General features: G+C 70.7%; 18 protein-coding genes. 9 read left to right on the top strand and 9 right to left on the bottom strand.

Annotated features, from left to right (window positions below):
* Window positions 1-5: 5 nt before the first annotated feature.
* Window positions 6-467 carry a MarR family winged helix-turn-helix transcriptional regulator gene (locus ACQ0O7_RS11200; RefSeq protein ID WP_430781888.1) on the bottom strand — a complete coding sequence of 154 codons (462 nt, stop codon included), beginning with the start codon at window positions 465-467 and terminating at the stop codon, window positions 6-8.
* Window positions 468-576: 109 nt separating this feature from the next.
* On the opposite strand from ACQ0O7_RS11200, the gene ACQ0O7_RS11195 reads away from it, so the two are divergent.
* Window positions 577-921, top strand: a complete 345-nt coding sequence (locus tag ACQ0O7_RS11195; protein WP_430781887.1) for a hypothetical protein — start codon at window positions 577-579, stop codon at window positions 919-921.
* A gap of 82 nt (window positions 922-1,003) precedes the next feature.
* On the opposite strand, the gene ACQ0O7_RS11190 is transcribed toward ACQ0O7_RS11195, so the two are convergent.
* Complete coding sequence (locus ACQ0O7_RS11190) at window positions 1,004-2,206, bottom strand: MFS transporter (protein ID WP_430781886.1); 1,203 nt, start codon at window positions 2,204-2,206, stop codon at window positions 1,004-1,006.
* A gap of 120 nt (window positions 2,207-2,326) precedes the next feature.
* Here ACQ0O7_RS11190 and ACQ0O7_RS11185 point away from each other — a divergent pair, with 120 nt between their 5' ends.
* The 4 genes from ACQ0O7_RS11185 to narI are packed head-to-tail and all read left to right on the top strand — an operon-like array spanning window position 2,327 to window position 8,940.
* A complete protein-coding gene (locus ACQ0O7_RS11185) occupies window positions 2,327-5,962 on the top strand; it encodes a nitrate reductase subunit alpha (protein ID WP_430781885.1) in 3,636 nt (1,211 codons plus the stop codon).
* A 1-nt stretch (window position 5,963) separates the two neighbouring features.
* Window positions 5,964-7,625 carry a nitrate reductase subunit beta gene (gene narH / locus ACQ0O7_RS11180; RefSeq protein WP_430781883.1) on the top strand — a complete coding sequence of 554 codons (1,662 nt, stop codon included), beginning with the start codon at window positions 5,964-5,966 and terminating at the stop codon, window positions 7,623-7,625.
* Entirely contained in the window at window positions 7,622-8,224 is a 603-nt protein-coding gene (gene narJ, locus ACQ0O7_RS11175) for a nitrate reductase molybdenum cofactor assembly chaperone (protein WP_430781881.1), read from the top strand. Before narH ends, narJ begins: the two co-directional genes overlap by 4 nt.
* A 5-nt stretch (window positions 8,225-8,229) precedes the next feature.
* Entirely contained in the window at window positions 8,230-8,940 is a 711-nt protein-coding gene (gene narI, locus ACQ0O7_RS11170) for a respiratory nitrate reductase subunit gamma (protein ID WP_430781929.1), read from the top strand.
* Here the strand turns inward: narI and ACQ0O7_RS11165 are convergent.
* The 5 genes from ACQ0O7_RS11165 to ACQ0O7_RS11145 form a co-directional block, all read right to left on the bottom strand.
* Window positions 8,934-9,335 (bottom strand): hypothetical protein, encoded by a 402-nt coding sequence (locus ACQ0O7_RS11165; protein ID WP_430781880.1) that lies wholly within the window; start codon window positions 9,333-9,335, stop codon window positions 8,934-8,936. The genes narI and ACQ0O7_RS11165 overlap by 7 nt on opposite strands.
* A gap of 4 nt (window positions 9,336-9,339) precedes the next feature.
* The gene (locus tag ACQ0O7_RS11160; protein ID WP_430781878.1) at window positions 9,340-9,897 is read right to left on the bottom strand and encodes a LytTR family DNA-binding domain-containing protein; all 558 of its coding nucleotides are present in this window, start codon (window positions 9,895-9,897) and stop codon (window positions 9,340-9,342) included.
* The gene (locus tag ACQ0O7_RS11155; protein WP_430781876.1) at window positions 9,894-11,042 is read right to left on the bottom strand and encodes a serine hydrolase domain-containing protein; all 1,149 of its coding nucleotides are present in this window, start codon (window positions 11,040-11,042) and stop codon (window positions 9,894-9,896) included. The genes ACQ0O7_RS11160 and ACQ0O7_RS11155 overlap by 4 nt, the downstream gene beginning before the upstream one ends.
* A gap of 167 nt (window positions 11,043-11,209) precedes the next feature.
* Entirely contained in the window at window positions 11,210-12,652 is a 1,443-nt protein-coding gene (locus ACQ0O7_RS11150; protein ID WP_430781928.1) for a non-reducing end alpha-L-arabinofuranosidase family hydrolase, read from the bottom strand.
* Between the two features lie 163 nt (window positions 12,653-12,815).
* Window positions 12,816-14,036, bottom strand: coding sequence for a cellulose binding domain-containing protein (locus tag ACQ0O7_RS11145; RefSeq protein WP_430781874.1), 1,221 nt, complete (start codon window positions 14,034-14,036; stop codon window positions 12,816-12,818).
* Window positions 14,037-14,369: 333 nt separating this feature from the next.
* On the opposite strand from ACQ0O7_RS11145, the gene ACQ0O7_RS11140 reads away from it, so the two are divergent.
* Both ACQ0O7_RS11140 and ACQ0O7_RS11135 read left to right on the top strand, forming a co-directional pair.
* Window positions 14,370-15,722: an endo-1,4-beta-xylanase gene (locus tag ACQ0O7_RS11140; RefSeq protein WP_430781873.1), complete on the top strand. Its 1,353-nt coding sequence runs from the start codon at window positions 14,370-14,372 to the stop codon at window positions 15,720-15,722.
* A 15-nt stretch (window positions 15,723-15,737) separates the two neighbouring features.
* Window positions 15,738-16,694, top strand: a complete 957-nt coding sequence (locus ACQ0O7_RS11135; RefSeq protein ID WP_430781871.1) for a glycoside hydrolase family 6 protein — start codon at window positions 15,738-15,740, stop codon at window positions 16,692-16,694.
* A gap of 74 nt (window positions 16,695-16,768) precedes the next feature.
* Here ACQ0O7_RS11135 and ACQ0O7_RS11130 read toward each other — a convergent pair whose 3' ends face one another.
* Both ACQ0O7_RS11130 and ACQ0O7_RS11125 read right to left on the bottom strand, forming a co-directional pair.
* Window positions 16,769-17,338, bottom strand: coding sequence for an MOSC domain-containing protein (locus ACQ0O7_RS11130; protein WP_430781870.1), 570 nt, complete (start codon window positions 17,336-17,338; stop codon window positions 16,769-16,771).
* Window positions 17,339-17,554: 216 nt separating this feature from the next.
* Window positions 17,555-18,178, bottom strand: a complete 624-nt coding sequence (locus ACQ0O7_RS11125; RefSeq protein WP_430781869.1) for a DUF4232 domain-containing protein — start codon at window positions 18,176-18,178, stop codon at window positions 17,555-17,557.
* Window positions 18,179-18,319: 141 nt separating this feature from the next.
* Here ACQ0O7_RS11125 and ACQ0O7_RS11120 point away from each other — a divergent pair, with 141 nt between their 5' ends.
* Complete coding sequence (locus ACQ0O7_RS11120) at window positions 18,320-18,997, top strand: hypothetical protein (RefSeq protein ID WP_430781868.1); 678 nt, start codon at window positions 18,320-18,322, stop codon at window positions 18,995-18,997.
* Window positions 18,998-19,074: 77 nt separating this feature from the next.
* On the top strand, window positions 19,075-21,333 hold the full coding sequence (locus ACQ0O7_RS11115; protein ID WP_430781867.1) for an ATP-binding protein: 2,259 nt from the start codon (window positions 19,075-19,077) through the stop codon (window positions 21,331-21,333).
* Window positions 21,334-21,365: the final 32 nt, after the last annotated feature.

Raw genomic sequence — 21,365 nt, 5'->3', positions numbered from 1 at the left:
GTCGCCTAACGAAGGTGGTTGCGCAGGGCCCGGGTCAGCTCCTCCAGCTGCTGGAACTGCTCGGGGCTGAGCGCGTCGGCGAACATCTCGCGGACCGCTCGCAGGTGTGGCACGGTGGCGGCCCGGAAGGTCTCCGCGCCGGCATCGGTCATCACCACGTCGATGCCGTGGGTGTCGTCGGGGCAGGAGCGGCGCTGGATCAGCCCTCGCTTCTCCATCCGGCCGAGGTGGTGGGAGAGCCGGCTGCGCTCCCACCCGATGTGCGTGGCCAGCGAGGAGGAGCGCAGGGTCCGCTCGCCGGCCTCACTGAGCGCGAGCAGCACCTGGTAGTCCCCGGACGACAGCGAGGTCTCGGCCTGCAGCCGGCTGCCGAGCCGGGTCCGCAACACCTCGGCGGTCTCGATGTAGTCCCGCCAGACGCGCAACTGCTCCCGCGTCGGCAGGGTCCGTCCCGTGCCCTGTGCCATCACGCCTCCCGGATTGACGTGTCAACTCTAACCATTGCGGATTGACACGTCAACTCGACTGTCGTGAAGAACCGGTTAAGTTCGCCCCCCCGGGGGAATAGATGGATCCATGTCGATAGAAAGCGCGGAACTGGTGAACTGCCCGGCCCGTATCACGCTCGATACGGCACAGCAGGCCTTCCTGGACAAGCTCCCGGTCGCGGCCCCGAGCCTGCGCTCCGAACTGGGCTGCGAACTCGAAGAGGGCCACGAGGGCTCGCACGCCGCCCTCGCCCAGCAGGTCGATGACACGATGTGGTGGGCGCAGTGGACGCTGAGCGCGTCCGAGATCAACCCGTACACCTGGTGCCCGGCCGGGCCGCCCGCCCCCAGCCGGGACGACAAGGACTGCTCACTGTTCGACGGGCACCCCGGCCGGCACTCCCCCGGCACCCACCACCGACAGGAATCCTGAAACGGTTCAGTCCGGGTCGATGCGGACGCCGACCCGGGCTCGAACCGCGCCGATGGCGTCCACCTCCTGGCCGCCGCGGTACTCACACGTGGGCGGTCCCCTCCCGGGCGACCGACAGCAGATCCAGCAGCAGGGCCGCCAGCGCGACCAGCGCGAGCAGGGCCAGGCCCAGGGCGTACGAATGCATCTGCCCGTAGATCGTGCCCATCACCAGCGGCGGCACGAACCCGCCGAGGCCCCCGGCCGCACCGACGATGCCGGTGACCGAGCCGACCTGGCTGGCCGGCGCGACCTGCGCGACCAGGGCGAAGGTGGCGCCGCTGCCCGCGCCGAGGGCGGCGGCCATGGACAGGAACGCGATGGTGCCGACCGGCGCCAGAGCGGGGGTGAACGCCTGGACGGCGGCGCCCACGATGACGACCGTCAACGAGACGGCCAGGACCTTCGCGGGCGGGACCTTGTCGGAGAGCCAGCCGCCGACCGGGCGCATGATCACCGCGAGCACCACGAAGCCGGCCATCCGGTTGGCGGCGTCGGCCTGGGTGAGACCGTACGCGGTCTTCAGGTAGGCGGGCAGGTACACCGAGAAGGCGACGTACCCACCGAAGGCGACCGCGTACAGTGCCGACGCCTGCCAGGTGATCCGCAGGCGGACGGTGGCGGCGAGCCGGGTCATCAGGGGCGCGCTGGGCACCGGCCGGTCCGGGGCGTCGCGCAGCAGCAGCCAGGCCACCACGGCGTAGACGGCCAGCACCGCCGAGGTGAGCAGGAACGGCGTGGCGGTGTCGCCCGCGTCGACCAGTTTCACCGTGGTCAGGGCGCTGATCGCGGTGCCGCCCATGCCGGCGCCGAAGACACCGACGGCGAATCCGCGGCGCTGCGGCGGGAACCAGGCGTTGACGAACGGGACCCCGACGGCGAACGCGGTGCCGCCGATGCCGAGGAAGAAGCCGCCGATCAGCAGAGCCGACAGCGAGTCGTGACCGAACAGTCCCAGGTAGAGCACCGGGACGATGGTCGTCAGCGACACCAGCGGGAACATGATCCGGCCACCGAACCGGTCGGTGAGCGCGCCGACCGGGATCCGGCCGACCGAGCCGACCACCACCGGCACGGCGACCAGCAGCGCCTGCTGGAACGAGGTCAGCCCGAGGTCGGCGGTGAACCGGACGGCGAGCGGGCTGAGCAGCGCCCAGGCCCAGAAGTTGACCGCGAACCCGACGGTGGCCAGGGTCAGCATCAGCCCGGCCCGGCCGGGTGCGGAGGTCGTCGACGGGGTGCCCACCCCTGCGTTTGTACCTGCCCGGAACGCCGGGACGCAGGGATTACGCGTGAGACAGGACTAAAGTCCCGAAAATCCTGATCTCTGCTGGTCCGGTGGGCTACCCATACGAGTGTGGGAACCATGGCGAACGGAACCGGCGGGCAGGCGTTGTTGCGGTTCGGCGGGCTGGTCCGCCGGGCCGAGGTGTCCCCGGACGGGCGCTCGCTGTATCAGATCGGCGGCCGGGAGGCGGACTCCTTCTACCGGGACCGCTGGTCGTACGACAAGGTGGTCCGGTCCACACACGGGGTGAACTGCACCGGCTCGTGCTCGTGGAAGGTGTACGTCCGCGACGGCATCATCACCTGGGAGCAGCAGCAGACCGACTACCCGAGTGTCGGCCCGGACAAGCCGGAGTACGAGCCGCGCGGATGCCCCCGGGGTGCGGCGTTCTCCTGGTACACCTACTCGCCGACCCGTGTGCGGTACCCGTACGCCCGCGGGGTCTTGATCGAGATGTTCCGGGAGGCGAAGCAGCGCCTGGGCGATCCGGTGACCGCGTGGGCCGACATCCAGGGTGACCCGGTGCGGCGCCGCACCTATCAGCAGGCCCGTGGCCAGGGCGGTCTGGTGCGGGTGACCTGGGACGAGGCCCTGGAGATGGTCGCCGCCGCGCATGTGCACGCGATCAAGGAGTACGGGCCGGACCGGGTCGCCGGGTTCTCGCCGATCCCGGCGATGTCGATGGTGTCGCACGCGGTCGGCGCCCGGTTCATGAGCCTGATCGGCGGCACCATGCTGTCGTTCTACGACTGGTACGCCGACCTGCCGGTGGCGTCCCCGCAGGTGTTCGGTGACCAGACCGACGTGCCCGAGTCCGGCGACTGGTGGGACGCCTCCTACCTGCTGATGTGGGGCTCGAACGTGCCGGTGACCCGCACCCCGGACGCGCACTGGATGGCCGAGGCCCGCTACCGGGGCCAGAAGGTGGTGGTGGTCAGCCCGGACTTCGCCGACAACGTGAAGTTCGCCGACGAGTGGATGCCCGCCCAGCCCGGCACCGACGGGGCCCTGGCGATGGCGATGGGCCACGTGGTGCTGAAGGAGTTCTTCGTCGACCGGCGCACCCCACGGTTCGTCGACTACGTCCGGCAGTACACCGACCTGCCGTTCCTGATCACCCTGGAACCGGGGCCGGACGGCGCGTACCGGCCGGACCGGTTCCTCACCGACGAGGATCTGGGCGGCGCCTCGGCGTTCAAGACGGTGCTGTGGGACTCGGCCACCGGCGCGCCGGCGGTGCCCCGGGGCAGCCTCGGGCACCGGTTCGGCGAGCCGGGCGAGTGGAACCTCGACCTGGGCGGTATCGAACCGGCCCTGACCTGCCTGGACACCGGCGAGACGGCCGAGGTGGAGCTGCCCCGGTTCGACACCGACACGCCCGGGGTGCTGCGCCGGGGCGTGCCCACCCGCACGGTCGGCGGCAAGCTGGTGACCACGGTGTTCGACCTGCTGCTCGCCCAGTACGGGGTGTCCCGCCCCGGCCTGCCGGGTCAGTGGCCGTCCGGGTACGACGACGCGGACACCCCGTACACCCCGGCCTGGCAGGAACCGATCACCAACGTTCCGGCCGCGCAGGTCGCCCGGGTGGCCCGCGAGTTCGCCGACAACGCCGAACGCTCCGGCGGCCGGTCGATGATCCTGCTCGGCGCGGGTGTCAACCAGTGGTTCCACGGCGACGCCACCTACCGCGGCATCCTGGCGCTGGTCACCTTGACCGGCTGCCAGGGGGTCAACGGCGGCGGCTGGGCGCACTACGTGGGCCAGGAGAAGTGCCGTCCGGTGACCGGCTGGCAGCAGCTGGCGTTCGCGCTGGACTGGGTGCGCCCGCCCCGGCAGATGATCGGCACCGCGTTCTGGTACACCCACACCGACCAGTGGCGGTACGACACGTACAGCGCCGACACGGTGTCCTCCCCCACCGGATCCGGCCTGTTCAGCGGGCGGCACACGATGGACCTGCTGGCACAGTCGGCGCGGCTGGGCTGGATGCCGTCGATGCCCACCTTCGACCGCAACCCCCTGGACCTGGCCGACGAGGCGGGCGACGACCCCGGCGCGTACGTCGCCGAAGCGCTGCACGAGGACCGGCTGGGGTTCGCCTGCACCGACCCGGACGACGAGAAGAACTGGCCACGGGTGTTCACCGCCTGGCGGGCCAACATTCTCGGCTCATCGGCCAAGGGCAACGAGTACTTCCTGAAACACCTGCTCGGCACCCGCTCGAACCTGCGCGCCACCGACGCCGGCCCGGAGCACCGGCCGCAGGACGTGCGGTGGACCGAGCAGGCCCCGGAGGGCAAGCTCGACATGATGGTCAGCCTGGACTTCCGGATGACCTCGACGACGCTGCTGTCCGACGTGGTGCTGCCGGCCGCCACCTGGTACGAGAAGCACGACCTGAACACCACCGACATGCACCCGTTCATCCACGCGTTCACCCCGGCGATCAGCCCGCCCTGGCAGACCCGCACCGACTTCGACATCTTCCACGGGCTCGCCAAGCACTTCTCCGCCCAGGCCAAGACCCACCTCGGGGTCCGCAAGGATCTGGTGGCGGCGCCGCTGCTGCACGACACCGTGGACGCGATGGCCACCCCGCACGGCCGGGTCCGCGACTGGAAGGCCCTCGGCGAGATGCCGGTGCCCGGGAAGACGATGCCGAAGATCGTGGTGGTGGAACGCGACTACGGCGCGGTCGCCGACAAACTCGCCGCGCTCGGCCCACTGATCGACAAACTGGGCACCACGGTCAAGGGCTACTCGGTGGACGTCAACCCGGAGGTCGACTACCTGCGGCACAAGAACGGCGCCGTCCGTGGTGGCATCGCCGACGGCCGTCCCTCCCTGGCCAAGGACATCCACTGCTGCGAGGCGATCCTGGCGCTGTCCGGCACCACCAACGGCCGGGTCGCCACCGAGGGCTTCCACGACGTGGAGAAACGCACCGGGGTCAAACTCGCCGACCTGTCGGCCGAGCACGAGGGCAAACAGATCACCTTCGCCGACTGCCAGTCCCGCCCGGTCCCGGTGATCACCAGTCCGGAGTGGTCCGGCAGCGAGACCGGTGGACGCCGCTACTCCCCGTTCACCATCAACGTGGAGCGGCTCAAGCCCTGGCACACCCTCACCGGGCGGCAGCACTTCTACGTCGCGCACGACTGGATGCACGAGGCCGGCGAGACCCTGCCGATCTTCCGGCCGCCGCTGAACATGCACCGCCTGTTCGGTGAGCCGCGGCTCGGCCGCAACGGTGAACTGGAGATCACCGTGCGCTACCTGACCCCGCACTCGAAGTGGTCGATCCACTCCGAGTACCAGGACAACCTGATCATGCTGACCCTGTCCCGGGGCGGGCCGACGATGTGGATGAGCGAGGCCGACGCCGCGAAGATCGGGGTGGCCGACAACGACTGGATCGAGGCGGTCAACCGCAACGGCGTGGTGGTCTGCCGGGCCATCGTCAGCCACAAGATGCCCGAGGGCACCGTCTACTTCTACCACGCCCAGGAACGCGTCATCGACGTGCCGAAAGCCGAGGTCAACGGCCGGCGTGGCGGCATCCACAACTCGCTGACCCGGCTGCTGGTCAAACCCACCCACATCATCGGCGGGTACGCCCAGCTGTCGTTCGCCTTCAACTATCTCGGGCCCACCGGCAACCAGCGCGACGAGGTCACCGTCATCCGCCGCCGTTCCCAGGACGTGGAGTACTGACATGCGCGTGATGGCCCAGGTCGCCATGGTGATGAACCTCGACAAGTGCATCGGCTGCCACACCTGCTCGGTCACCTGCAAACAGGCGTGGACCAACCGCTCCGGCGTGGAGTACGTGTGGTTCAACAACGTCGAGTCCCGGCCCGGGCAGGGCTACCCGCGCACCTACCAGGACCAGAACAGGTGGCAGGGCGGCTGGGTGCGGACCGCCACCGGCCGGCTCAAGCCCCGCTCCGGCGGCCGGATCAAGAAGATGTTCACCATCTTCGCCAACCCGAAACTGCCGTCGATGCAGGACTACTACGAGCCCTGGACGTACGACTACGAGCACCTGCTGTCCGCCCCCGCCGGTGAGGACCTGCCCGTGGCCCGGCCGAAGAGCCTGCTCACCGGCCGGAACACCACCGTCACCTGGTCGGCGAACTGGGACGACTCGCTCGGCGGCGGCAACCAGGTGCTCCAGGCCGACCCGATCCTCCAGCAGGTGTCCGACCAGGTGCGCCAGGACTACGAGAAGGCGTTCCTGTTCTTCCTGCCGCGCATCTGCGAACACTGCCTGAACCCGGCGTGTGCGGCCACCTGCCCGTCCGGGGCGATCTACAAGCGGGCCGAGGACGGCATCGTGCTCGTCGACCAGGACCGGTGCCGGGGCTGGCGGATGTGTGTGACCGGGTGCCCGTACAAGAAGGTGTTCTTCAACCACCGCACCGGCAAGGCCGAGAAGTGCACCTTCTGCTTCCCGCGGATCGAGATCGGCCAGCCGACCATCTGCTCGGAGACCTGTGTCGGCCGGCTGCGCTACATCGGCCTGATGCTCTACGACGCCGACCGGGTGGCCAAGGCCGCCGCGGTCAAGGACGAACACGACCTGTACGACGCCCAGCGCTCGGTGTTCCTGGACCCGAACGATCCCGCGGTGGCCCGGGCCGCACTGGCCGCCGGCATCCCGGAGGACTGGATCGACGCGGCGAAACGATCACCGGTCTGGGATCTGATCATGAAGTACGAGGTGGCGCTGCCGCTGCATCCGGAATACCGCACCATGCCGATGGTCTGGTACATCCCACCGCTGTCCCCGGTCGTCGACGTGCTGCGCGGCACCGGCCACGACGGCGAGGACCCGCACAACCTGTTCGGGGCCGTCGACAGCCTGCGCATCCCGATCGACTATCTGGCCGGGCTGTTCACCGCCGGCGACCCGGAACCGGTGAAAGCCGTGCTCAACCGGCTGGCCGCGATGCGCTCGTACCAGCGGCGGATCAACCTCGGGGAGAAACCCGACGACTCGATCCCGGCCGCCGTCGCGATGACCCCGGAGGAGATGAACGACATGTACCGGCTGCTGGCCATCGCCAAATACGAGCAGCGGTACGTCATCCCGGCCGCGCACGCCGAGGACGCCCACAAGCTGGAGCAACTCGGCACCGAATGCTCCCTGGAGTACGACGGCGGGCCCGGCATGTACCAGACCGGCCCGTTCGGGGAGGCCTCCGGCACGGCGGTGCCGGTGCAGGTGGAGACCTTCCACATGCTGCGCGACCGGCAGACCTCGGACGGGTTCACCGACCCGGGTGACGAGCCGCGCCGGGTGAACCTGCTCAACTGGGACGGCAACAGCCAGGCCGAGGGCCTGTTCCCGCCGCGCCCCGGGGACCGGCCGTGACCGCGGGCTGGCGGCCGGTCGCCGCCCGGGCCGCGTCCCTGCTGCTGCGCTACCCCGACGACGACGTGCTCGGCGCGCTGCCGCTGATCCGCGACGCCCTGCCCGAACTGCCCGGCCCGGTCGCCGAACCGCTGGCCGCGGTGGCCGCCCACCGCTGCGCCGGCGACCCCGGGCGGCTGCGTGCCGCGTACGTCGACCAGTTCGACTTCCGCCGCCGGTGCAGCCTGCACCTGACCTACTACACCTGCGGCGACACCCGGAAACGGGGCGAGGCCCTGGCCGACTTCGCCGCCGTCTACCGGCAGGCCGGCCTGGAACTGGTCGGCGGGGAACTGCCCGACCACCTGCCCGCCGTCCTCGACCTGGCCGCCGCCGACGACTCCGGCTGGCCGCTGCTGATCGGCAACCGGGTCGGCCTCGACCTGCTCGCCGCCTCCCTGGAACGGGACGGCTCGATCTACCGGCAGGCCGTCGACGCGGTCCGCGCCCTGCTGCCCGAACCGGCGCCCACCGACCGGGCCGCCGTCGCCCGGCTCGCCCGCACCGGACCACCGGCCGAACTCGTCGGCCTCGCACCCTTCACCGGGGGACGTCTGTGAACACCATGCTGTGGGTGGTCTACCCGTACCTGGCAATCGTGATTCTGATCGGTGGCACCGTCTGGCGGTACCGGTACGACAAGTTCGGCTGGACCACCCGCTCCTCCCAGCTGTACGAGACGAGCATCCTGCGCTGGGGCAGCCCGCTGTTCCACTTCGGGGTGCTGTTCGTGCTGATCGGGCACGTCATCGGCCTGCTCATCCCCAAGTCGTGGACCGAAGCCGCGGGCATCACCGAGCACATGTACCACCTGATGGCGGTGTTCATCGGCACCGTCGCCGGGCTGTGCACCCTGATCGGCATCACCCTGCTGATCGCCCGCCGCCGGCTGACCGGCCCGGTCTTCGCCGCCACCACCAAAAATGACAAGGCGATGTACGTGGTCCTCACCTTCGTCATCGTGTGCGGCCTGTGGGCGACAGTCCGCGCCAACGTGTCCGGCGGCGGCTACGACTACCGGGAGACCGTCTCCCCCTGGCTGCGCTCGCTGTTCACCCTCCAGCCGGACGCGGCCCTGATGGCGGCGGTGCCGGCCACCTTCCAGGTGCACGTGCTCGCCGCGTTCGCACTGTTCGCGTTCTGGCCCTTCACCCGGCTGGTGCACGCGTTCAGCGCCCCGGTCGGCTACCTGACCAGGCCGTACGTCGTCTACCGCTACCGGGACAGCCGCCCCGGGCTGCGCCCCACCCGCCCCGGCTGGGACCGCACTCACTGACCGTCGGCGAGCCTCGCCTGCACCTCGCGCAGCCGGCGCTGGGCCCGGCGGTAGACCAGATAGTCGCCCAGATTCGCCACGCACACGATCACCACGACCAGGATCACCACCGTGGCCAGCCCGCCGAGCAGCACCGTCACCACCGCCGCGATCACCACCGCGATCACGTTGTTGACCGCGAAATAGACGGCGGTCCGGGCGAACCGGATCGGCAGCAGCGACGTCAGCCACTCGGTCGCCACCCCGACGACCAGACCGACCACCCCGCAGACCAGCAGCCCCAGAAGCCGCTCCGGTACGCCGGTGCCCGCCGGCGCCGGCACCTGGAGCGCGACGCCGATCAGCAGCCCGAGAGCGACCGACTTCAGGATCGCCGTCCCGTCCAGCACGGTCACCACCTCACATCCCCAGCGCGGTACGCAGCCGCTTCGCGTACGTCTTCGACACTTCCAGCTCGTCGCCGCCGGCCAGCCGCAGCACGTAGCGGGAGTTGAACCAGGGCACGATCTCCCGCACGTGCGCCAGATTGACCAGCTGTGACCGGTTGATCCGGACGAACCCCAGCCCGGCCCAGCTCACCTCGTAGTGCTGGAGCGTGCCCCGCACCCGGTCCCGGCCGGACGCGGTCCGGGCCACCGTGCCGTCCGCGCCCGCCTCCAGGAACACCACCTCTCGCGCGGTCAGCACCACGAAGTTGCCGCCCCGCTGGCCGACCACCGACCGGGCGCCGCCACGCTCCCGGATCCCGGCGGCCAGCAGCCGCACCACGTCCATGTGATCCAGCGGGTCGAAGACGATCACCGGGCCGCCGTCCGGCACCGGGAACCCGCGCTCGACAAGCACCCAGCCGTCACCGTCGCCCACCTCGACGTCGTGCGCGGCCAGCTCCCGTTCCAGCCGCGCGCGCAGGCCCGGCGAGCACACCAGCCGCACCATCCCGCCGGGCCTCCGGATCATTCCGTCCGTCGATCGAGGATCATCCGCAGGGCGACCAGCTCCTCGATCGCCTTCTCACCGAACTCCAGCGACCCGTAGTTCGCGACGAAGTAGGTGTCCCCCGCCGGGTCGTAGAGAGCGTACGTGCCGGTCGCACCGACCGCGCCGTACGCGTCCGACATGCCGAACAGCAGCGGCGACAGATCCCGGAACCGGAACTGCATCACCCCCATCCCGTAGCCGATGCCCGGCTGGAACTCCTGCTCGAAAGCGGTCAGCCGGGCCAGCGTCGCCGGGGACAGCAACTCCCCGCCCGTGAACGCGCGCAGGAAGGTGACCAGGTCGGCGGCAGTGGTCACCACGCCCCCGCCGGCCCAATCCACCGACAGGGCGTTGCGGCTGCTCAGGTCCACTCCACGCACGGTCAGCGGCAGCAGCCCGGCGTCCGTGCCGAACGTGGTCGCCAGATGACTGTCGCGCATGCCCAGCAGGGTGAAGATCCGGCGATCCAGGATTTCCGCGTACGGGCGGCCCTCGATCTCCTCCAGCGCCAGCCCGAGCAGCACGTACCCGGTGTCGGAGTAGTGGAAGGCGGTCCCCGGCCCGGCGAACGGCCGCTGCCGATCGCGGGAGAACGCCAGCAGATCAGCCGGACTGAACAGCCGATCAGGATCGGCCGCGATCAGGTCGATCATCGGGGTGCCGGACCGCACCGGCCCCTCGAAGTAGTCGGCCACCCCCGCGGTGTGGCTGAGCAGCCGGCCGAGCGTCACCTCCCCGGCCCGCCCCTCGGCGACCAGCCCGTCCAGCACGGCCGGGTCCAGCCACCGGCCCACCGGATCGTCGAAACCGAGCCGGCCCTCGTCGACGAGCTGGCCGACCACGGTGGCCAGCATGGTCTTGCCGACGCTCGCCGCATGGAAACGGCTGTCCACCCGGGCCACCCCGGCGGCATACCGGTCCAGCCGGCCGGTCCGCCCCGACCAGGTGGCGAACAGCGCGCCCCGGACCGAGTCATGGCCGGCCACCGTGTCGTCCAGGCGCCGCTGGACGGCCGCGTCGGCCTCGGCCCGCGACAGCGGCCGGTTCAGCACGGCCAGTGTTCCGGCCCCGGCCACCACGACACCGGCGGCGATCACGAGTGCGATTCGAAATCCCTTACGCATGCGGCCGACGGTAGGAACAGCTGCCGTCCACGGGGAACGGCTCCGGCCCGACTGGTCGCCAGGGCGGCCTCAGTGGTCGCCGGAGCGCCCCGAACGGCGTACCCCCGGCCGTTGTCTTATCAAGCCGGGCGCGCCACGGATCACCGTGACGCGCCCGGCGGCTGATCTCAGCGCTGTCGGGTCAGCAGGCCCGGCCGGTACGGCCACTGGCCGTAGTCGCCGCCCGAGCCGGGAGCCCGGCCCTGGTACAGCAGTTGCAGGTTGCAGGGGTCGACGGTCATGGTCTGGTCGGCGCTGGTGCGCAGCAGCTCACCGTGACTGATGTCGTTGGTCCAGGTGGCGCCGCTGTTGGCCTTGCCGGCGAACGGGTTGCTCTGGGTGGCCGCGTTCGGTGTCCAGGAGCCGTTCAGGCTGGTGGCGGTGAACGAGCGGAAGAACCGGCCGTTGGAGCCCTGCGCCTCGACGATCATCAGGTACTGGTTCTGGCCCTGCACCTTGTAGACCTGCGGCGCCTCGAACAGGTTCTCCGGGGTGTCGCTCATGATCGTGGTGTACGAGGAGCCGAAGTTGCCGGGGAAGTTCCCGATCGGCATGCTCGCCCGGTAGATCTTGCCGTTGTCACCGGCGAAGAACAGGTACATGTTCTGGCCGTCCCCGATCACCGTCTGGTCGATCGGGCCGGTGGGGGAACCGGTGATCGATCCGGTGAACAGCGGCTGCGCCGCCGACCAGCCGTTCGCGTTGGTCGGGTCGCTCGACGTGCGGTACATGAACGGCGCCGCACCCCACTGGTAGGTCAGCACCCAGATGTTCTTCGGCGCGAAGTAGAACAGCGACGGCGCCACCGTCCGCTGGTTCATCGGGTTCTGCGACGCCGAGGCCATCTCCGACCAGTTGGTGAACAGGCCGAAGTTCATCGAGCCCCAGTCGCTGCCGGCGCCGACGCCGTGGTTGGTGGCGTACACGAGCTGCCGGCCGTTGTACGGCGCGACGGTGAAGTCCTTGAGCGAGGCCCAGCCGGCCCGCGGGGTGGCGAGCTGACCGGTCGAGGTCCAGCGGTACGACGTCGGCAGGGTGCACGAGCCGGACGGCGGCGGGGTGCTGGGGGTGCCACCACCGCCGACGCGGACGAGCTGCCACTGCTGGTTGGCGCCGTTCCAGTCGCTGTACTGGACGATGTTCGCGCCGTCCGCGGTCGACGCGCCCTGCACCTCCACCGCCTTGCCGCTGTTGCGGTTGATCAGCTGGATGTAGCCGTCCACGTCCTGGACGCTGAACTGCTGGTTGGTGGTGTTGTTGTCGGTCCACTGCACGATCGAGCCGCCGTCGGCGGTGGAGAAGTTGTAGACCTCCAGCACCTTGCCGGAGTGCCGCGACTTGAGCCGGTAGAAGCCGCCGCCGGAGTCGACGAACTGCCACTGCTGCTGCGCCTGATCGTTACGGGTCCACTGGGTGATCCGCGCACCGTCGGCCGTCGACAGGTTGTAGACGTCCAGGGCCTTGCCGCTGGTGCGGTTGACCAGCACGTACGAGGCGCTGGTGTCGATCGTCGCCGCGGACGCGGCGGAAGCGGTCACGGCCACCGTCCCCCCTCCGGCGAGCAGGGTCATCGCGGCCAGGACGACGCGCCATCGGCCGCGGCGTGGGGATAGGGCTGGTGCGCTCATCGGATTCTCCTCGACAAGGGTGGGGATGATGGGGACTGGGGGACCCGGGCGGCGACCTCACTCATGTGTCCGCCGCCGCCCGGCCCGGCGGGTGCCGTCCCCTGACTCACCCGCTGGTACAGGGGGATCCGTTCAGGGCGTACGCGTTGGGCGCTCCACTGTCGCCGGTGTGCGTCGCCTGGAATCCGAAACCGACCGAGGCGCCGGGCGCCACAGCCGCGTTGTAACCGGCGTCGGTGGCGGTGACCCGTCCGGCGGCGGTCGTGTAGCCGGCGTTCCAGCCGCCGGTGATCGCCTGCCCGGCCGGCAGCCCGAAGGTCAGGGACCAGCCGTTGATCGCGGTGCTGCCGGTGTTGGTCACGGTGAGGTTGACGGTCAGGCCGTTGTTCCACGCGTTGACCGTGCTGGTGACCCGGCACGCCCCTGTCGCGGGTGAGGACGGGGGCGGGCTGGACGGCGGCGTGGTGCCGCCGAACTGGGTGAAGAACTGCCACACCTCACCGGCGACCCACGAGGACGAGGCGTTGCGGTCCACCGGCAGCGGCACGTGGTCACCGTCGAAGGCCGCCCAGCGCACCGGGTATCCGGCCCGGCAGCCGGTGTAGCCGGTGGTGACGTGGGTTCCGCTGCCCGAGGACGGCTCCGGCGGGTTCTGTGCGGTGCAGCCGTTGGCCCGGACGAAGCCGTCCCGGAGGGACCGGCCCTGGGAGATGTTCAGGACGCTGTCGCGGATGCCGTGGATGCCGAAGTAGGCGACCGGCCCGGACGGCGCGGAACAGCCGCTGAGGTTGGCGCCGGCGATCGGGGCGACCGCCCGGAATACCGTCGGCCGGGCGCAGGCCAGGGCGTAGCTCATCGCCCCGCCGTAGCTGAAGCCGAGCGCGAACCGCTGGGAGGTGTCGACGCACAGATCGTTCTCGACCACCCGCAGGATGTCGTCGACCAGGGTGACGTCCCGGCCGCCGGTGTTGGCCCAGCCGGCGTCCAGCCCCTGCGGCGCCACGAAGATCGCGCTGTTGCCGGACCGCTGCTGCAGGCCGTAGAAGCCGTTGGCGACCACGTCGTTCGCACTGCCGTTGAGCCAGTGCAGGCCGACGACGAGCCGGTAGGACTGGCTGCTGGAGTAGCCGGCCGGAAGCCGCAGCTGGTAGGTCCGGGCCCGGCCGCCGCTCTGGATCGTGTAGGTGCCGTCGCGCAGGGTCGGCGTCCTCCCACATCCCGCGGTGGCCGCCAGTGCGCTGCCGTGCCCGGTCAGGACCGCCATCGCGGCCGTGACCAGCATCGCCGCGACGGCGAGTACGGCCCAACCCTTTCTTCGCTGTGCCATGCAACGCCTCCGAAAGTATCGACGATCGCCATTGCGACTGCGGATTTCACGGATGTTACGGGAGCGCTCCCGGTCTATTCAACAAGAGCGCACAACACAATTTTGGTACGCGCGGCAAGCGCAGCTCGACGACTTGCGTAACACTTTTCGTGGGAACTTATCTGGCACATCGCGCCAAAAGAGCGGGCACCAGAAGCGTTACGCAACGACTATTCACGGAGTCGGCTCAACCCCGGAAGTTTCGGGCGACAATCCGGTAATCGAAACTCTTGAATAGCCGGAAACGCCCTGGCAATCTCGGAAAACATCCCCGATTCCCCAGGAGGTTCCCCGATGCACGGATCCACCAGTGGCCCCGCTGCCCGGCGGCGATGGCGGACGGCCGCCGTCACCGGCCTGGTAGCCGTCGTGACCGCCTCGACCGCTTTGCTGTGGCAGGGCACGTCGAACGCGGCGTCGACGCTGGGCGCCTCGGCCGCCGAGCGCGGCCGGTACTTCGGCGTCGCGATCGCCGGTGGGCGGCTCAGCGATTCGCAGTACACGACCATCGCCAACCGCGAGTTCAACTCGGTCACCGCCGAGAACGAGATGAAGCTCGACGCCACCGAGCCCAACCAGAACCAGTTCAACTTCTCGGCCGGCGACCGGATCGTGAACTGGGCGATCAGCAACGGCAAACAGGTCCGCGGGCACACCCTGGCCTGGCACTCCCAGCAGCCGGGCTGGATGCAGAACATGAGCGGCACCGCGCTGCGCAACGCCATGCTCAACCACGTCACCCGGGTCGCCACCTACTACCGCGGCAAGATCCACTCGTGGGACGTGGTGAACGAGGCGTTCGCCGACGGCTCCTCCGGCGCCCGCCGCGACTCCAACCTGCAGCGCACCGGCAACGACTGGATCGAGGCCGCCTTCCGGGCCGCGCGGGCCGCCGACCCGGGCGCGAAACTCTGCTACAACGACTACAACACCGACAACTGGTCACACGCGAAGACCCAGGCCGTCTACCGGATGGTCCAGGACTTCAAACAGCGTGGCGTGCCGATCGACTGCGTCGGCTTCCAGGCCCACTTCAACTCCGGCAACCCGGTGCCCGCCAACTACCACACCACCCTGCAGAACTTCGCGAACCTCGGCGTCGACGTGCAGATCACCGAGCTGGACATCGAGGGTTCCGGAACCAGCCAGGCCGAGCAGTACCGCGGGATCGTCCAGGCGTGCCTGGCCGTCACCCGGTGCAACGGCATCACCGTGTGGGGCGTCCGCGACACCGACTCGTGGCGGGCCTCCGGCACCCCGCTGCTGTTCAACGGCAGCGGGCAGAAGAAGGCGGCGTACGACGCGGTGCTCGCCGCCCTCAACAACGGCGGGTCCGGCCCCGGCCCGTCGAGCAGCCCCACCACTCCGCCGCCCACCGGCGGGTGCACGGCCACCTACAGCGAGGGCCAGAAGTGGAACGACCGCTTCAACGGCCAGGTGACCGTCACCGGCGGCAACGACTGGATCGTGACGGTGACGGTGTCCTCGCCCCAGCGGATCATCGCCACCTGGAACGTCACCGCCACCTGGGACTCCAGCGGCAACGTGATGACCGGCCGCCCGAACGGCAACGGCAACACCTTCGGGTTCACCGTCCAGCACGGCGGCAACTGGACCTGGCCCGCCCTGACCTGCCGTCCGGCCTGACCGATGGAGTCCCCGATGCGAAGCGCCCGGGTGCTGGCCGCCCTGTCCCTCGTCCTGCCCGCGGTGCTGCTCGGCGCCCCCGCCGCGCACGCCGATCCGATCAGCCAGACCAGCGGCTTCTACATCAACCCGACGTCCAGCCCCGCGGTGTGGGCCAACGCCAACCCGGGTGACGGCCGGGCCGCGGCGATCCGCACCGCCATCGCGCAGAAGCCGATGGCCAGCTGGTTCGGCAACTGGAGCGGCGACATCTCCGGCGCCGTCGGCAACTATGTCGGTGCCGCCGACGCCGCCGACAAGCTCCCGCTCCTGGTCGCGTACAACATCCCCGGCCGGGACGCCTGCGGTGGGCACTCCGGTGGTGGCGCCGGCAGCGTCGGCGCCTACGACGCGTGGATCTCCTCGTTCGCCGCCGCGATCGGCAACCGGCCGGCCGTGGTGGTTCTGGAACCGGACTCGCTCGGCGATTTCAGCTGCATGAACCAGAACCAGATCAGCGAACGCACCGGGATGCTGTCGCGGGCCGTCAACCAGTTCCGGGCCAAGGCCCCCAACACCTGGGCCTACCTCGACGCGGGCAACCCCGGCTGGATCGACGCCCCGACGATGGCCCAGCGGCTGAACGCGGCAGGCGTCGCCGGCGCCCGCGGCTTCGCGCTGAACGTGTCGAACTACTTCCCCACCGGGGAGAACGTCACCTTCGGCAACCGGCTCTCCGGTGAGCTGCGGCGGTACGGTCACAGCAAGCCGTTCGTGGTCGACACCAGCCGCAACGGCAACGGCGGCAACGGCCAGTGGTGCAACCCGGCCGGACGGCGGATCGGCACGCCGACCCAGATGGGTGGCGGGGCCGAGATGCTGCTGTGGCTCAAGACGCCCGGCGAGTCCGACGGCAACTGCGGCGTCGGCGGCGGATCCTCGGCCGGACAGTTCCTGCCCGAGGTCGCCTACAAGATGATCTACGGATACTAGGCGATGTAGACAGCACCTCGGGCTTTCTGGAGATTCGGCCGGGGCTGCGGCGCGGCCGAATCTCCAGAACGGCCCTAGGAACGCCGGATGACGTCGCCGGGCCGGATGGTCCCGGCGACGATCACCCGGGCGTTGAGGCCGCGCAGCCGCAGCTGTTTCGCCTCGTCGGTCCAGACCAGCTTGTGGGCGTCGCGGCCGAACCGGGCGGCGAACTTGGCACAACCGGTGTGCGGCTCCGCGGTCACCTCGATCACCGCCTGATCGCCGATCGCCAGGCGGGTGCCGGCCGGCAGCGCCTCGACACTCAGGTCCAGATCGACGTAGAGCTGATCACCGGCGAGCGCCCAGGCGTCCCGGTCCGGTCCGGCGATCAGCTCGGTGAACCGGGAGTTGATCACGTTGAGCTGCATGTCCGGATGCGGGGTGTGATCCGGGGTGCGGGAGCTGGGGCGCCGGATCCAGTCGTCGCCGACCAGCCCGCCGGTCAGGTCCAGATCGGCGGTGGCCAGCACCTCCCGGGTGCCCGGGGCGGGCCGGCGCACCGCCAGGTCCAGGGTGCCGGCGTCGCGTGGTGACTGCCGCACCACGTCGAGCCCGTCGAGAATCTCCGCCAGCGAACGATGCCGAACCGCGATGGTGTCCACGGACCGACCCTGCCCGCCCGGCCGCCCCGGGGTCCACCCGGTTTCCCGAACTCCGGAACCCCGGTCAGGCGCCGGGACGGGCGTACCCGGCGACCAGCGGGGTGTCCACACCGAGCACACCGGCTTCGGCGGCGCCACCCGGTGAGCCCAGCGGATCACGGCCGGCGGCTCGGTGAAGAACCGGGCGTCACCCTCCCGACGCGTACGTGGCGGAACTCACCAGGCGACGACACCCTGACGGCTCAGCTGAATCGTGCCGACCTGCAACGACCTCATGGTGATGGCGTTCTTCGCCGGGTCCGGGAAGTTCGACAGCTCCGCCGGCTCGCCGTCAGTGGACGCCTCCAGGCTGAAGACGAGGGTGTTACCCGTACCGCAGCTGGAATCGCCCTTGTCGCAGACCGTCCACTTGATGCCCTGGAAGACACTCGACCCGACCTTGAGCGCGGTCCGCGCGGCCTCCCCCGGCTGCTCGACCTCCTCGGTCGGCACCTCGACCACCTCGTCCGCCGGGTTCTTCAGCGAGATCGCCGCCCGGCCACCGACCGTGCACTCCAGGTCCGACTTGTTCGTCAGCGTGACCAGGCCCATCCGGGTGTCGCCCTTGCCGTCCGGCTGGAGGGTGATGTTCGCCTCCAGATCGGTGGTCTTGCAGAGCGGGACCGCGCCCTCGTCCGGGTTCGGCGGCGCCGCCGGCTCCGAGGCCGGGACGGGCGCCTCCGCCGTCGACCCGGCCGCCACCGGTTCGGCTGTCGACTCACCGGCGCATGCCTGCTGGGTGAGCATCACGCCCGCGGTCATCGCGCCGAGCACAGCGAATCGCATCGTCCGGTTCCGCATCGTGCGAGCTCCTTCTCCGTTGTGGATCTCGTGCCGTGCACCACTTTCCCCGAACCCACCGGTCCAATCAGCCGGGGGTTAACCGCCGGGCGGTGTCGGGTAACCGCCGGGCAAGCCACTGAGAAATGGGAGGCAGTACCTATGCGCTCGACCCGGCCCCGCACCGTCGGCGTCACCTTCGCCGGTGTCGCCCTGCTCCTTCAGGCTTGCAGCACTCCGGCCGAGCAGCCGTCATCCGGGGCACCGGCCCCCACCGCCGGCACGGCCTCCGCCGACTCCGGTTCCACCGCCACCCCCGAGTCCACCGCGACCACCTCCGGTTCCGAGTCCGGGTCCGGCTCCGGCGCCGAATCCGCCTCCGTCGACGACATCCTCGCCGGGAAGCGGAAGGCTCTGATCCACATCGCCGAGGACGACAAGGACTGGAGCGCGACGTACGAGGGACCGATCGCCATCGGGGACGGCACCGACGACGGCGCCCTGTTCCGGATCGTGCCGGCCGGCGGCGACAAGCATCTGATCGAGGCGCTGCGCCCCCGGGAGGAGGGCGGCCGCTGGTGTGCGATCGCGAAGACCAACGACGGCACCGACCCCACCAGTGTCGGCACCGCGAAGTGCACGGAGAACCAGGACACCCTGTTCACCATCTCGGCCACCGGCGAGAAGGACGAGAAGGGCCGCCCCACCCACCAGATCGTCAGCGAGCGGCACGGTGTCCTCCAGGTGAAGAACGACGGCTCGGCGCTGTACCTCCAGCAGGTGGGTGACGGCGGCAGCCGCGGCACCTACAGCTTCGTCGACCGCGGCGCCGTCGACTGATCCCCGGTCAGCTCGCCACCGGACCGGCGCGTGACGGTTGCCACGACACCAGGGCCGAAGGTCCCGACTGTGTTTTGATGACCGGCGTGTCGGCCTTCAGCACCCACCTGCGCGCCCTGCGACAGGCCGCCGGGATGACGATGGAGCAGCTCGCCGAGGCGTCCGGTGTCAGCGCCCGGGCGATCAGCGACATGGAACGCGGACACAGCCGGGCCGCCCAGGCGCGCACGCTCGCCGCCCTCGCCGACGGCCTCGGGCTGGACCGGCGGCAGCGCGGCGAGCTGACCGGAATTGCCCAGCAGAGCCGTTCCAGCACCGGCGCCGGACGGCCCCGGCTGTGCGAGATGCCCCGGGCGATCGGTGACTTCGTCGGCCGTACCGCCGAATTGGAACTTGCCGTTGCTTCTGCCGGGTCCCGGGCGGACGGCGCCTCCGCCCCGGTCGTGGTGGTGCACGGGCAGGCCGGGCTGGGCAAGACGGCGTTCGCGGTGCGGCTGGCCGACGAGCTGGCGGAACGGTTCCCGGACGGCCGGTTCTACCTCGATCTGCGTGGCACCGACGCGAGTCCGATGCCGGCCGGTGAGGCCCTGGTCCGGCTGCTGCGCGCCTGCGAGGTCAGCCCGCGGCGGATCGCCGAGACCGATGCGGAACGCTCCAGCCAGCTGCGGGCGGTGCTGCGCGAACGCCGCTGCCTGCTGGTGCTGGACAACGCGGCGAACGAGGCACAGATCCGGCCGCTGCTGCCCGGGGACGGGCCGGGGATGGCCGTGGTGACCAGCCGCCGGCTGCTCGGCGGGCTCGACGACGTCGCCCGGATCGCGCTGGAACCGCTGGTCCCGGACGAGTCGGCGCGGCTGCTGCGGGGCATCGCGGCGCAGGCGGTCGACCCGGGCGCGGCCGGTGCGGTGGCCTCGGTCGCCGACTTCTGCGGGCATCTGCCGCTGGCGTTGCGGATCGCCGGCACCCGGCTGGCCACCCGCCCGGCCTGGACGGTCGATCACCTGGTGTCCCGGCTGGCCGACGCGGACCGCCGGCTGGCCGTGCTGACCAGCGGCGACACCGGTGTGGCCACCGCGTTCGCGCTGTCGCACGCCCAGCTGCCGGAGGACGCCGCCACCCTGTTCCGGCGGCTGGCGCACGTGCCCGGAGTCGACTTCGCCGCGCCGATCGCGGCCGTGCTCACCGGCACCGGCCTGCCCGAGGCGGTCGACGGTCTGGAGCTGCTGGTCGAGCTGGGCCTGCTGCAGCCGGAGGGCGCCGACCGTTACCGCTTTCACGATCTGATCCGGTTGTACGCGGCCGAACGGTTACGCATCGAGGAGCCGCCGGGCACCCGCGCCGAGACCGCTCGCCGGATGCGCGACTGGCTGCTGGACACCGCGATCGTGGCCGGGCGCTGGTTCGAACCGGGCTACGGCAGCCTCCCGGACGGCTGGGCCGGCCTGGTGCCGCTGGCCACCGCGGACGAGGCCGCCGCCTGGTTGCAGGCCGAGTCGGAGAACTGGCTGGAGGCGTTGCGTGGGGCCGCGAACGCGGGCGCCGACCAGCTGGTGGTGGACGTGGCCGAGTCGATGCACTGGTTCTCCGACCGGATGACGTTCTGGGCCGGCTGGTACGAGGTCTACGGCTTGTCCCGGGCCGCCGCCGCCCGCCTCCCCGACCGGCGTCAGGAGGTGACCCACCTCAACTACCTCTCCTGGGCCGCCACCCACGCCGCCCGCCGGCCACCGGAGGGCGCGGAGATCGCGATGGCCGCCCACCGGCTGGCGGTGGAGATCGGCGACCGGCGGCAGCAGGGCTGGGCGCTGCAGTACGCGGCCGCCGCCTGGCGATTCACCCGGGTCCACCACGGTCAGGCGCTCGACGCGTGCCGTCGGGCGCTGCGGCTGTTCGACGAGACCGGCGACCACGACGCGTACGTCCAGCAGTTCCAGGGCATCGGCCTGCTGCTGATGGAACAGGACCGGCTGGACGAGGCGGTCGAGCAGTTCCGCGCCACGATCCGGGAGGTCGCCGTCCGGCCGGTGGCGTCCGCACCGGGCAAGGGCGCACTCGCCGGGGCGCACACCTTCATGGCCGAGGCCCTGGTCCGGGCCGGCCGGTGGGCCGAGGCCCTGGAGGCCGCGCAGATGGCGTTGACGCTGGTCCGCGACTTCGCCAGCACCACGATGGCCGGCCAGGTGCACCTGACCCTGGCACGCGCCCGGATCGGCCTCGGCGTGCCCGCCGAGGCCCGCGACGACCTGCTGCTGGCGTTGCGGATGCTCGACGAGGACATGCCCCGGCACATCGACCTGGCCCGGGCGGAACTGGCCGCGCTCGACGGTTCTGCGTAATTTCCTGCGTGGTCCACGCCGTACGGCGGTGG

This window comes from Actinoplanes sp. G11-F43 (assembly GCF_050589265.1).
Classification (GTDB): Bacteria; Actinomycetota; Actinomycetes; order Mycobacteriales; family Micromonosporaceae; genus Actinoplanes.
The sequence above is the reverse complement of the archived record's forward strand: the minus strand, read 5'-3'. Positions and strand labels throughout refer to the sequence as shown.